Origin of the sequence: Bradyrhizobium sp. HKCCYLRH1034, from assembly GCF_051168375.1 — a bacterium.
Taxonomy (GTDB): domain Bacteria; phylum Pseudomonadota; class Alphaproteobacteria; order Rhizobiales; family Xanthobacteraceae; genus Bradyrhizobium.
The window spans coordinates 39,146-52,149 of sequence record NZ_JBNPUW010000010.1; the positions used below are offsets into that span (position 1 = coordinate 39,146).

10 protein-coding genes are annotated in these 13,004 nt (G+C 66.3%); 6 read left to right on the forward strand and 4 right to left on the reverse strand.

What is annotated here, in order from left to right; genetic code table 11:
* The first annotated feature begins 46 nt into the window (after window positions 1-46).
* The 3 genes from ACQR0W_RS23210 (at window position 47) to ACQR0W_RS23220 (ending at window position 5,188) form a co-directional block, all read left to right on the forward strand.
* Window positions 47-2,512, forward strand: coding sequence for a PAS domain-containing hybrid sensor histidine kinase/response regulator (locus tag ACQR0W_RS23210; RefSeq protein WP_315827871.1), 2,466 nt, complete (start codon window positions 47-49; stop codon window positions 2,510-2,512).
* A 122-nt stretch (window positions 2,513-2,634) separates the two neighbouring features.
* The gene (locus ACQR0W_RS23215) at window positions 2,635-3,915 is read left to right on the forward strand and encodes an MFS transporter (RefSeq protein WP_316170835.1); all 1,281 of its coding nucleotides are present in this window, start codon (window positions 2,635-2,637) and stop codon (window positions 3,913-3,915) included.
* A gap of 22 nt (window positions 3,916-3,937) precedes the next feature.
* Window positions 3,938-5,188: an arsenic transporter gene (locus tag ACQR0W_RS23220; protein WP_316170836.1), complete on the forward strand. Its 1,251-nt coding sequence runs from the start codon at window positions 3,938-3,940 to the stop codon at window positions 5,186-5,188.
* A gap of 44 nt (window positions 5,189-5,232) precedes the next feature.
* Here ACQR0W_RS23220 and ACQR0W_RS23225 read toward each other — a convergent pair whose 3' ends face one another.
* Window positions 5,233-6,357: an FAD-dependent oxidoreductase gene (locus ACQR0W_RS23225; RefSeq protein ID WP_316170947.1), complete on the reverse strand. Its 1,125-nt coding sequence runs from the start codon at window positions 6,355-6,357 to the stop codon at window positions 5,233-5,235.
* A gap of 81 nt (window positions 6,358-6,438) precedes the next feature.
* On the opposite strand from ACQR0W_RS23225, the gene ACQR0W_RS23230 reads away from it, so the two are divergent.
* Window positions 6,439-7,110: a TetR/AcrR family transcriptional regulator gene (locus ACQR0W_RS23230; RefSeq protein WP_316170837.1), complete on the forward strand. Its 672-nt coding sequence runs from the start codon at window positions 6,439-6,441 to the stop codon at window positions 7,108-7,110.
* A 184-nt stretch (window positions 7,111-7,294) separates the two neighbouring features.
* On the opposite strand, the gene ACQR0W_RS23235 is transcribed toward ACQR0W_RS23230, so the two are convergent.
* Entirely contained in the window at window positions 7,295-7,789 is a 495-nt protein-coding gene (locus tag ACQR0W_RS23235; RefSeq protein WP_315737676.1) for a ferritin-like domain-containing protein, read from the reverse strand.
* A 204-nt stretch (window positions 7,790-7,993) separates the two neighbouring features.
* Between ACQR0W_RS23235 and ACQR0W_RS23240 the strand changes: the two genes are divergently transcribed.
* On the forward strand, window positions 7,994-9,850 hold the full coding sequence (locus ACQR0W_RS23240) for an alkaline phosphatase family protein (RefSeq protein WP_316170838.1): 1,857 nt from the start codon (window positions 7,994-7,996) through the stop codon (window positions 9,848-9,850).
* A 205-nt stretch (window positions 9,851-10,055) separates the two neighbouring features.
* Here the strand turns inward: ACQR0W_RS23240 and ACQR0W_RS23245 are convergent, their stop codons facing one another.
* A complete protein-coding gene (locus ACQR0W_RS23245) occupies window positions 10,056-11,180 on the reverse strand; it encodes a S1C family serine protease (RefSeq protein WP_315717696.1) in 1,125 nt (374 codons plus the stop codon).
* A gap of 160 nt (window positions 11,181-11,340) precedes the next feature.
* Window positions 11,341-11,910 carry a hypothetical protein gene (locus ACQR0W_RS23250; protein WP_316170839.1) on the reverse strand — a complete coding sequence of 190 codons (570 nt, stop codon included), beginning with the start codon at window positions 11,908-11,910 and terminating at the stop codon, window positions 11,341-11,343.
* A gap of 365 nt (window positions 11,911-12,275) precedes the next feature.
* Here ACQR0W_RS23250 and ACQR0W_RS23255 point away from each other — a divergent pair, with 365 nt between their 5' ends.
* The gene (locus ACQR0W_RS23255; protein WP_315717694.1) at window positions 12,276-12,935 is read left to right on the forward strand and encodes a peroxiredoxin; all 660 of its coding nucleotides are present in this window, start codon (window positions 12,276-12,278) and stop codon (window positions 12,933-12,935) included.
* Window positions 12,936-13,004 lie beyond the last annotated feature (69 nt).

Consider the following 13,004-nt stretch of genomic DNA (forward strand, 5'->3'; position numbering starts at 1 on the left):
CGATGGAATGCTCGGGCGACTGCTCGCCACATCAGTGCAGGTCAGCATGAACAGCGCGGATGCGCCCAGAGACGAAGTGAGGCCGGAGGCTGCCGCCGATGCGCTGCGCCAGCATATCGAGGAGATAGCGCGCGATCGCGATGAGGCCTATCGCGCGCTGCAGGAACGCGAGGCGGAGCTCGCGCGCATCCAGCGGATCGCCCGGGTCGGCGGCGTCGAGGTCGACCTGCGCGAAGGCTACCGCAACCGCCGCTCCCCCGAATACCTGATCATTCACGGCCTGCCGCCGGAGGCTGTCCACGAGACTCACGAAGACTGGGTCAGACGCGTGCATCCCGACGACCGCGTCAAGGCCGAGCAGGACTTCATTGCTGCAGTCAAGAGTAAGCAGGAGGACTACACCACCGAATACCGCATCATCCGTCCCAGCGACGGCGAGATCCGCTGGGTCCGCGTCATCGCCCGCATCGAGCGTGACTGGAACGGCCGCGCGATCCGTCTGGTCGGCGCGCATATCGATGTCACCGACCAGATGCTGGCGCAAGCCAAGCTGCGCGAGAGCGAGGAACGCTTCCGGCTGATCGCCGACAGCGCGCCGGTGCCGATCTGGGTGACGAAGCTCGACCGCACCCGCTCCTTCGTGAATCGCGCCTATATCGATTTCCTCGGCATGTCCCCTGACGAGGCGCTGGCCTTCGACTGGCGCAAGGTGCTGCATCCCGAGGACCTTCCGCGCATCCTCGAGCAGCAGCAGTCGGGAGAGCGCTCGCTGAAGCCGTTCTTCCTCGAGGCACGCTACCGGCGCGCCGACGGGGAATGGCGCTGGCTGCGATCGGAATCGCAGCCGCGCTGGGATGCGAACGGCAAACATGTCGGTTTCATCGGCGTAGCTCACGACGTCACGGCCGCCAAGCAGGCCGAGATCGAGCTGCGCCGCATCAACGAGACCCTCGAAGAGCGGATCAGGGAGCGCACCGCCCAGCTCGAGGCCAATGAAGCGCGCATGCGCGCGATCTTCGACACCAGCAATCAGTATCAGGCCATCCTCGACGTCGAGGGCCGCGTGATGCATGCCAACCGCATCGCGGTCGCCGGCATGCGCGCCGGTGAAGTGAACGTCATCGGCCAGCCGCTCTGGGATGCGCCCTGGTTCACCCATACGCCGGGCGTGACCGAGATGCTGCGCAAGGCGTTCGCCCGCGTTCTCGCCGGCGAGAGCTTTCGGACCGAGATGCGGCTCGACTTCGCCAGCGGCCAGCGGCATTTCGAGCTTTCGATGCGGCCGCTGTTCGACCAGCATGATGTCGTGACCGGCGCGGTCGCCGAGGCGATCGACGTGACCGAGCGCATCCAGGGTGAGGAGCTGTTGCGGCAGTCGCAGAAGATGGAGGCGATCGGCCAGCTCACCGGCGGCGTCGCACACGACTTCAACAACCTGCTCACCATCATCCGCTCGGCCACCGACTTCCTGCGCCGCCGCGATCTTCCCGAGGAGCGGCGCCGGCGCTATGTCGATGCGATCTCGGAGACGGTGGAGCGCGCCTCGAAGCTGACCGCGCAGCTCCTGGCCTTCGCGCGGCGACAACCCTTGACGCCGCAGGTGTTCAATGTTGGCGAGCAGGTCGAGAGCGTCGTGCAACTGATCCGTCCTCTCGTCGGCAGCCGCATCCAGATCGAGCTCGCGGTCACGGACAGCGGGCTGTTCACCCTCGCCGACGTCGCGCAATTCCAGACCGCGCTCATCAATCTCGCCGTCAATGCGCGCGACGCCATGAACGGTGAAGGACATCTGAAGATCGGCGTGCAGCGGACCGAGAGCATCCCGGCCTTGCGTGGCCAGAGCACCCGGCCCGGTGCCTTCATCGCGATTTCGGTCGCCGACACCGGGGGCGGCATCGCGCCTCAACATCTCAACGCAATCTTCGAACCCTTCTTCACCACCAAGGAGGTCGGCAAGGGCACGGGTCTCGGCCTCAGCCAGGCGTTCGGCTTCGCCAAGCAGTCCGAAGGCGACATCGCGGTCGACAGCCGCATCGGCGACGGCGCGACCTTCACGATCTATCTGCCGCAGGCCACGGCTCCGCAATCCGGCACGGAAGCCGGCTCCGCGCGCATCGAGCCGGCGACCATCGGGCGCGGCTACCGCGTGCTCGTGGTCGAGGACAATGACGAGGTGGGGCAGTTCTCGACCGAGCTGCTCGAGGATCTCGGCTATGTGACGCGCCGCGTCGCCAATGCCGCCGATGCGCTGGCAATCCTGGCGAACGACGAATTCGCGGTCGACCTCGTGTTCTCCGACGTCATCATGCCCGGCATCAACGGCCTGGAGCTCGCCGGCATCATCCGCGACCGCTATCCCGGCCTGCCGGTGGTGCTGACATCCGGCTACAGCCACGTGCTCGCGGAGAACGCCCATCACGGCTTCGAGCTGATCAAGAAGCCCTATTCGGTGGAGTCGCTGTCGCGCATCCTGCGCAAGGCGATGGCCGAGAAGGCGCCGCTGCCGCGCTGAGTAGGTAGTGCGCGCTTCGCGCGCCCCGGAATGCCACGTGGACGGAGTGGGTCACACCGAGGGCCCTGCGGAACCAAATGGCGTACACCGCTGTTGCGATGGATCACGCGCAACGAGGCGGCATGGCGGACTTCGATAGCGGCAAGGACCTGGCCCGCGCCGGCCATGCACTCGACACCACCAATTTCTTCCTGGCCGATGTGCGTGACGGGCTCGGCCCTTATCTCGCGATCTATCTCCTGACCGAGCAGAAATGGGACGAGGCCTCGATCGGCGTCGTGATGTCGCTCGCAACGATCGCGGGCATCGTCGCGCAGACGCCCGCCGGCGCGCTGGTCGACGCCACCAGGGCAAAACGGCTGGTCATGATATCAGCCGCGATCGTCGTCACGGCCGCTTCGCTGCTGTTACCTCTCATGACCAGCTTCTGGCCGGTCGCGATCTCGCAGAGCATCGCCAATGCCGCCGGCGTGATCTTCGCGCCGGCGATCGCGGCGGTGTCGCTCGGGATCGTCGGCGCCAAAGCCTTCACCGCGCGGGTCGGCCGCAACGAGACCTTCAACCATGCCGGCAACACGGTCGGCGCCGTCATCGCCGGCGCTGCCGCCTACGCGCTCGGACCGTCGGCGGTGTTCTATCTGATGGCGGTGACGTCGGCCGGTAGCCTCATCAGCGTGCTCGCCATCCCCGAGCGCGCCATCGACCATGACGTCGCGCGCGGACTGGCGCATCAGGCGGAGGGCAATCGCCCGAAGCGGGGCGAGCAGCCCTCGGGCCTCAGCATTCTCCTGACCTGCCGTCCGCTGCTGATCTTCGCGGTCTGCGTCGCGCTGTTTCACCTCGCCAACGCCGCCATGCTGCCGCTGGTCGGCCAGAAGCTGGCGCTGCAGGACAAGAATCTCGGCACCAGCCTGATGTCGGCCTGCATCGCCGCGGCCCAGCTCGTGATGGTACCGATGGCGCTGCTGGTCGGCGTCCGCGCCGACCGCTGGGGCCACAAGCGCTTCTTCCTGACGTCGCTGCTGATCCTGCCGCTGCGCGCGGTGCTCTATACGCTATCGGACGACAAGGCGTGGCTGGTCGGCGTGCAGCTGCTGGACGGCGTCGGCGCCGGCATCTTCGGCGCGATCATGCCGGTGATCGTCGCGGACCTGATGCGCGGTACCGGACGCTTCAACATCGCCCAGGGCGCTGTGATCACAGCGCAGAGCATTGGCGCGGCGCTGTCGACCGCGCTGGCGGGCCTGGTCGTCGTCCATAGCGGCTACAACGCCGCATTCCTGGTGCTCGGCGCGGCGGCCGCGCTCGCCGTGATCGTATGCTGGCTGCTGCTTCCCGAGACCGGTGGAGCAGAGGCCGCGCACCCGAATGCGGCGCCCTCGCCCGCTATCCCCGCCGAATGATTTGCTCTATCGATCCCTGATCATGTCCCTGCACGATACCTGGCTCGCCTACGCCATCATCATTCCCGCCACCGCTGGCGTCATCATCCGCCCCTTCCGGCTGCCCGAGGCCGTGTGGGCCGTCGCCGGCGCGATCCTGCTGGTCGCGCTCGGCCTGCTGCCTGTCGCTGAAGCGCTCACCGGCATCCGCAAGGGCGTCGACGTCTATCTGTTCCTGATCGGCATGATGCTGATTGCCGAGCTGGCGCGCCGCGAGGGCCTGTTCGACTATCTGGCGGCCTATGCGGTGGAGCATGCGCGCGGCTCGCCGCAGCTCCTGTTCCTGCTGGTCTATGCGGTCGGCACCCTGGTCACCGTGCTGCTCTCCAACGATGCGACCGCGATCGTGCTGACGCCGGCCGTCTATGCCGCCACCCGCGCCGCCGGCGCCTCGCCGCTGCCCTATCTGTACGTATGCGCCTTCATCGCCAATGCCGCGAGCTTCGTGCTGCCGATCTCCAATCCGGCCAATCTGGTCGTGTTCGGCGAACGCATGCCGCATCTCACCGAATGGCTGCGCCAGTTCACCCTGCCCTCGATGGCCGCGATCGCCCTGACCTTTGTCGCGCTATGGCTGACCCAGCGCCGCGCGCTCCGTGAGGAGACGCTGCGCACCGATGTCGAGAAACCGCACCTGAGCCGCGAGGGCCGGCTCGCCGCGTTCGGGATCGGCGCCATCGCAGCGGTGCTTCTGACTGCCTCGGCGCTCGACGTGCAACTCGGCCTGCCGACCTTCGTCTGTGGCGTCGTCACGGCGACCGCGATCCTGCTGGTCAGCCGGCAATCGCCTTGGCCGGTGATCCGCGGCATCTCATGGGGTGTGCTGCCCCTGGTCGGCGGCCTGTTCGTGATGGTGGAGGGTCTAAGCCGCGCCGGCGCGATCGGACAGCTCAGCGCCTGGTTGCACCAGGGCGTGACGTCGTCGCCGCACGGCACGGCGTGGGCCGCGGGCCTGATCACGGCGGTGGCCGACAACATCGCCAACAACCTGCCGGTCGGCCTGGTTGCGGGCTCCGTCGCCGCCAGCGACCACCTGCCGCATGAGGTCATCCGGGCCATCCTGATCGGGGTCGATCTCGGCCCGAACATCTCGGTCACAGGCTCGCTTGCCACCATCCTTTGGCTGACGGCGTTGCGGCGCGAGAAGATCGAGGTGACCGCCTGGCAGTTTCTCAAGATCGGACTCGTCGCAACGCCGCCGGCGCTGATCGCGGCGCTGGCGGCAGCGATCTGACATCGATTGATTCGCGATGGGCACGTTGATGAGTGTGGGAGCCCCTACCGCTCCAGGGCTCCGTTGAAGAAGTCGACGAGCCCGAATGGCGCGCTGTCGCCGAGGCAGAGTTCGAGGATCATGTGCGCGCCCGCGGCCGCCGACTCGCTGCGCGGGAATAACGCCTCTTCGTAGACGGTGAGTGCCGCTTCGATGTCGCCGGGGTGGGCGGCAATTGCCTTGCCGAGCTCGGCGCCGTCGAACATCGCCAGGTTCGCGCCCTCGCCCGCCGGCGGCGCCAGGTGCGCGGCATCACCGAGAAGCGTCACTCCGGGCACACGGTCCCATCGATGATCGTTCGGAAGCGTGTGGATCATGCGCGGGACCGGCGGGGTTTCGCCGTCGGTGATCAGCGCGGTGAGCGCAGGCGCCCATCCGTCGAACTCGGCAGCGATCTGGGCCGTCGCGGCGGCAGCGTCCGTGAAGTCGATGCCGGCGATCCACGCGGCGGAGCGGTTCAGCGCGACGTAGGCGTGAAGAACGCTTCCCGTCTCACGGTGGGCGAAGATCCCCTGTCCCGGAGCGAGCGCGAACAATGCGCCGCCGCCGACCGCCTCGGCCGCCGCGGTGTGCCGCTCGTCGGCGTCATGCAGGTAGGTCTCAATGAACGTCGTGCCGACATATTCCGGCTTGGCGGCCGACAACAGCGGCCGAACCTTCGACCAGGCGCCGTCGGCGCCGACCAGGAGGCTCGTGACCACGCTCGACCCGTCCGCGAATCTCAGTTCATGCCTGTGGTCGCCGAGAGGCAGGGCGCCGGTCAGCTTCTTGCCCCACCGGATCGTCTCATCTGGAAGGGAATCGAGAAGAAGCCGCCGCAGATCGCCGCGCAACACCTCGGGGCGTCGACCGTCATCGGGCTGTGCGAGCAGCACCGTGCCATGCGGGTCGAGCACGCGCGAAGCCGCGCCGCCCTCATGGATGATCGCACGGAACGCGTCGATGAGGCCGGCGTCTGCGAGGGCACGTTGCCCGTCGTGCTCGTGAATATCGAGCTGGCCGCCTTGCGTCCGAGCTTCCGCGGACGGCTCCGCCTCATAGATCGTCGCCGGGACGCCGTGGACATGGAGGACGCGTGCGAGCGTGAGGCCACCGAGGCCCGCACCGACGATCGTGACGGGTGTCGTCATCATCTGCCTTTCAACCGGCCTGGAACACCGTTCCATGAAAGTTGATTGGAACAACGTTCCAATCATGTCAAGATGATGGTCATGGCGACCAGATCAATACGGACGGAACGGCGCGCGGACGCGCTCTCGAAGGAGAAGATCGTCGAGGCGGCGATCGAGATCCTGGACGCCGGCGGCGAAAGCGCTCTGACCTTCCGCGCGCTCGCGGCTCGGCTGGCAACCGGGAGCGGGGCGATCTACTGGCACGTCGCCAACAAGAGCGACTTGCTCGCAGCGGCCACCGATGACGTCATTGCCCGCGTCATGACCGGTGTCGGCGGCGATGCCGAGCCGCGACAGGCAATCCGTGCCGTTGCGCTCGGGGTGTTCGATGCGATCGACGCCCACCCGTGGGTCGGCGCCCAGCTTTTCCGTGAACCGTGGCGGTCCGCGATGCTGCAGATCGTCGAAAGCGTCGGCGGACGGCTCCAGACGCTCGGTGTCCCCGAAAGAGCCCTGTTCGATGCCGCGTCTGCGCTCGTGAACTACATCCTCGGCGTGGCCGGGCAGAACGCCGCGAACGCCCGCCTGCTGCCGCGCGAGACAGACCGCGCGGCGTTCCTCGGATCGGTCGCCGCGCAATGGGCGCAGCTCGATTCCGCGGAGTACCCGTTCGCCCATCGCGTGGCGACGGACCTGCGCGAGCACGACGACCGCGAGCAGTTTCTTGCCGGCATCGACCTCATCCTGGCCGGGATCGGGACCATCCGATAGGCAGCGACCGACCTGCAGCCCCTGCTTCGTCAGAACGCAGGGAAAGACGCAACCGGCGGGAGAAGATCGAGGTCGGCACCTTGGCAGGCTCCAACCAGCCTCCAAAGGTGCGACTCGTGACGACGCCGCCGGCGCTGGTGGCACGCTGGCGGCGGCGTTGTGGTCACGACGATCGACCTGACGATCAGGCCGCAGCTTCGTAGTTGACCGCGGTCTCAGCGATCTTGGTCAGCGTCTCGTCGGTCTTCCGCTCTTCATTCAGCGTCTGGTCGAGCAGCTTGGCGGCTTTCGGCAGGTTGAGCTTGAGGGCCCAGGCCTTCAGGGTGCCATAGCGCGACATCTCGTAGTGCTCGACCGCCTGCGCTGCAGCAAGAAGGCCGGCGTCGAGCGCCTGGGTCCCCTTGTACTCGTCCATGATCTCCTTGCCCTCGTCGATGATTCCCTCGATCGCATCGCACTTCTTGCCGCGGGCGGGCTTGCCGATCAGCTCGAAAATCTGCTCGAGCCGCTCGATCTGGCCTTCGGTCTCGTCGTGGTGCTTCTCGAACGCCGCCGCCAGCTTCTCCGACTGCGCCGCCTTGGCCATTTTCGGCAGCGTCTTCAGGATCTGCTTCTCGGCGTAGTAGATGTCCTTGAGGGTATCGAGGAAGAGCTCGTTGAGGTCTTTGTCGGCAGGCATGGTGTGCTCCTGTTGATTGTGAGCCGACAACCAGAAAGCCATACCCTAGTTCCTGCCACCGACGAGCCCGCCGCAAGAAAATCCTGTCCTGAGCGCTGCCGGCGGCCTCCGAGCCTCTTGTAACAAAACTGTCACCCGGCAAAACTAAAGCTCTTCCCTGCGGCGAGACGCCGCGATTCCGCCGAATGCCTTCAGGAGTTTTCAATGCGCCGCCCGCTCGTGCTGCTGTGCGCCGGACTGACCTTGCTGTCGTCCGGAGCCGCATTTGCGCAGAACGCCACCCCCCATAATCTCATCCTGTTCATTCCCGACGGCCTGCGTGCGCTCAAGGTGACGCCGGAGACCGCCCCGGCCATGGCCGCCGTCCGCGACAAGGGCGTCAACTTCAAGAATTCGCACTCGCTGTTTCCGACCTTCACGATGGCCAACGGCTCGGCCATGGCGACCGGCCACTATCTCGGCGACACCGGCACATTCTCGAACACGATCTTCACGGGCTACACCTCGGCGCCGGCCGGCGATACCGTCGTGCCCTTCATCGAGAACGACGCCGTGCTCGGCGACATCGACGAGCATTTCAACGGCGACTACCTCAACGAGGACACGATCCTGAAGCTTGCCCGCAAGGCCGGTTATTCGACCGCCGCGATCGGCAAGCTCGGCCCGACCTATCTGTTCGACCACACCGGCTGCCCTTGCAAGCCCGGCGCGACCTCCTCGATCGTGATCGACGACTCCACCGGCAACAAGAATGGCGTGCCGGTGACCGACGAGGTCAAGGACGCCATGACCAAGGCCGGCCTGCCGCTGGCGACGCCGTCGCGCGGCGACAACGGAAAGGCGGGCGACGCCAAGACGCCGGGCACGACCTCGGCCAACGTCGCGCAGCAGGCCTACATGGTCGACGTCGCCACCAAGGCGGTGCTGCCGATGTTCAAGGCCCGCAACAAGCCGTTCGTTCTGGTGTTCTGGTCGCGCGACCCGGACGGCAGCCAGCACAATCACGGCGACAGCCTCAACACCATCACGCCGGGCATCAACGGCCCGACCTCGATGGCCGGCATCAGGAATGCCGACGACAATCTGGCGGCGCTGCGCAAGGCGCTCGACGATCTCGGGCTTGCCGCCTCGACCAACATCATGGTCCAGGCCGACCACGGCTTCTCGACCATCTCCAAGGAGAGCAAGACGAGCCCGTCGGCCAAGGTCGGCTACGACGACACGCCGAAGGATTTCCTGCCGATGGGCTTCCTGGCGATCGACCTCGCCAAGGCGCTCGATCTGCCGCTGTTCGATCCCAACGACAAGAACGCGGCCGTATCTGAGGGCAAGCACCCGAAGGCCGGCAACGGCGTGCTCGGCAAGGATCCTGCCAAGCCCGACCTCGTCGTCGCCACCAATGGCGGCTCCGACCTGATCTATCTGCCCAACAACGACAGGAAGCTCGCCCGCCGTACCGTCAAGGCGCTGCTGGCGCAGGACTACGTCTCCGGCATCTTCGTCGACGACAAGCTCGGCGAGATTCCCGGCACGCTGCCGCTGTCGCGGATCAACCTGCAGGGCAAGGCGGTGACGCCGCACCCGGCGATCGTGGTCAATTTCCGCTCCTACGTCGCGCCGGACTGCGACCAGCCGTCCAACTGCCAGGTCGAGGTCGCCGACACCGTGCTGCGCCAGGGCCAGGGCATGCATGGCTCGTTCGGCCGCGGCGACACCTACAACTTCATGGCGGCCATCGGACCCGACTTCAAGGCTGGCTTCGTCGATCCCCTGCCCGTCAGCAATGCCGATGTCGGCATCACCGCGGCGAAGCTGCTCGACCTCAAGGTCGCGCCGAAGGGCAAGCTGATCGGCCGCATCATGACCGAGGCGATGCCGAACGGCACAACGCCCAAGGCGACGTCGGACGTCATCAAGTCGGACCCGGCCGCCGGCGGCCTGCGGACCGTGCTGAAGCTGCAGCGCGTCGGCACCCAGCGCTATTTCGACGCTGCCGGCTTCCTCGGCCGTACCGTGGGGCTCGACGAGGAAGCGCCGAAGCAGAAGGCGGCGATGAGGTAGTCAGACAACGCGAATACATTCCTCCCCGGGCGAGCGGAAGCAAACCCGGGGACGTCGTCCCGCATACTGTTTCGCCTTGCGAGCCACTACTTTCTCCACGTCATTGCGAGCGCAGCGAAGCAATCCAGAGTCCCGCCCACCACTCTGGATTGCTTCGCTGCGCTCGCAATGACGCGTGGAAACATCCCGCTGCTTCACGACCACCTCATCGCGCGACATCGAGCGTCACCTTGACCTCGATCGTCTTGCCGCCGCGGAGCACGCGCAGCACCACCCGATCGCCTGGGTTCTTGTTCTCCAGCGCGCGCGTCATGTCCTCGGGCGACTCCACCGCCTGCCCATCGATCGCCAGCACGACGTCGCCGAGCGCAAAGCCGCCGTCGCGGGTCAGCCGCGCCGGGACCAGCCCGGCCTTGTCGGCCGCGGAATCCTGTTCGACGTCGAGCACGAACACGCCGGACAGGCCGAGACGCGTAGACAGCGCCTCGTTGGCCTTCGGATCGGTGCGGATGCCCAGGCTCGGCGTGACGTAGCGGCCGCTGGCGATCAGGCGCGGCACGATGCGGTTGACCTTGTCGACGGGCACCGCGAAGCCGATGCCGGCGGAGGCGCCCGAGGGGCTGTAGATCGCGGTGTTGACGCCGATCAGCCGCCCCGCGCTGTCGAGCAGCGGCCCGCCGGAATTGCCGGGATTGATCGCGGCATCGGTCTGGATCAGTCCATTCAAGACCCGGTCCTGTGTGACCTGCAGGTTGCGATTGAGCGCCGAGACGATGCCTGTGGTCAGCGTGCTGCTGAGTCCGAAGGGATTGCCGATCGCGAACACCTTCTGCCCGACCTTGAGGTCGGCGCTGGTGCCGATCGGCAGCGGCTTAGGCCGGTCGACGCCGACGCCGATCACCAGCACCGCCAGATCGTTCTCCGGACTGGCGCCGACCAGCGCTGCGCGGAACGAGCGTCCATCGGTCAGGCTGACCAGCGCCTCGGTGGCGCCCTCGATGACGTGATAGTTGGTGACGACGTGACCGAGGTCGTCCCACACGAAACCCGAGCCGGTGCCGGAGCGCTCCTGCTGCGCGTTGCCGGTCCACGGGTTGACCGATTGTTGAACGGTCGTGATGAACACGACCGAGCCGCTGCGGCTCTCGAACAGTGCGATCGTACTCTTCTCGTCGGCGGCGAGATCGCCGCGCGGCGTGATCTCGCGCGGCTTGGCGCGGAGGCCGAGCAGCTCGGCCTGGATCAGCGGAAAGGTCTGCCAGGCCATCATGAGCAGCAGCGCCGTCGCCGCCACCGCGAACAGACGCGCGGCGAAACTCCATCGGCTCATCTTCGACATCTCCGTGTTCGGTCGCATCACCGCCGATTGATTCACCGGCCGGGCGGCGCCATCAAGAGCCGTGATGCGACCGCCGCCGGTCAAAACGAAAAGAGCGCGATGATGTCATCGCGCTCCTCGAACTCGGTCTCGTGGATGAGGCGTGCTGCGCCTACATCCCGATGTCGATCATCGACGGCAGTTGCGCCAGCGGCAGCACGGTGACGCCGACGAGCGTCGCGACCATGGCTCTCAGGACGCGGTTGCCCTGGCGCTTGCCGCGCATCTGCTTGGCGACCCATTCCAGCACGTCGGTGCGGACGCCGCGCGCATTGGCCGGCGCCCAGCTCGCGATGTCGGTCTCGGCGGCCAGCGCGACGCTGCGCGGCGGCACCGGCAGGCCGGATGCGGAGGCGGTGTGATGCGCAATCGCCTTGGCGAGCAGGTCCTCGAACCGGCCGTCATCATTGCGCTCGGTCGCGGCCTGGTCGATCGCGAACAGGGCCTCGGCTTCGGCACGGCTCACCGGTGCATCGTTCACCGCAGCGGCGGTCAGGATGCGCGCGCACCAGGCCGCGTCATCGGCATCGAGCACCCGGGAGAAATGCACGCGTCCCGCGGTGGTCGGACCCTCACCGGTGATCACGCCGTCGCGCACGATGCCGAGCGCGAAAGCAGCGGTCTCACAGGAGGACGGTTCGAGACCATCGATGCCGATGGTTTTTGGTGCAGAGGTAGCCATGTTCTCTTCTCAGTTGCTGTGTTGACCCACCTTGTCGGCGCGCGTCTGAACGAGTGGTTAACGGTTCGAAACGGTGCTGTGGGTTTTTGTATCGGTTGCCGATTTGCCGCAGTGACCTCGATCACGGTTCAAAGCCGAGGGGCGTCAGGGGGCGGCGTGTTGCGACCGCCAGATGGCGAAATCTGGGCAGCCGGTCGTCTCACGGATGTTTCGTCGCAGCCCGGAAACTCAAAAGAAGTTGTTAGCCGCGTGAGTTCCAGAGAAATCTTTTTCTCTTTCTCGTGAGACAGTTCCCTTGAGGAGCAGTATTTCCTATAGTGTTTAGAAGAATTTATTTCCGCCACTGCAATGAATTGAGGACTGCCATGGCTCTCCAGATCGGCTCCACTGCCCCGGACTTCGAGGCGCAAACCACCGAAGGCAAGATCAAATTCCACGACTGGATCGGCGACAGCTGGGCCCTCTTGTTCTCGCATCCGAAGGATTTCACCCCGGTGTGCACCACCGAGCTCGGCGCGCTGGCGCGCCTGAAACCGGAGTTCGACAAGCGCGGCGTCAAGCTGATGGGCCTGTCGGTCGACCCGGTGGAGAACCACGCCAAGTGGTCCGAGGACATTCGCGAGACGCAGGGTGCCGCGCCGAACTACCCGATGATCGGCGACACCGACTACAACGTCTCCAAGCTCTACGACATGCTGCCGGCGGCGATCTCCGGGGACCCGTCCAAGCGCAGCGCGGCCGACAACCAGACCGTCCGCAACGTCTTCATCATCGGGCCCGACAAGAAGATCAAGCTGATCCTGGTCTACCCGATGACCACCGGGCGCAACTTCCAGGAAATTCTCCGCGTCATCGACTCGCTGCAGCTCACCTCCAAGCATCGCGTCGCCACCCCCGCCGACTGGAAGCAGGGTGAGGACGTCATCATCGCCGGCTCGGTGTCCGACGACGAGGCCAAGACGATCTATCCGAACGGCTGGAAGGCGCCGAAGCCGTATCTGCGCGTGGTGCCGCAGCCGAAGTGACGGCGGCAAACGACGTTTAACGACGTCATCCCGGGACGCCTCGCAGAGGCGGACCCGGGATCTCGATAG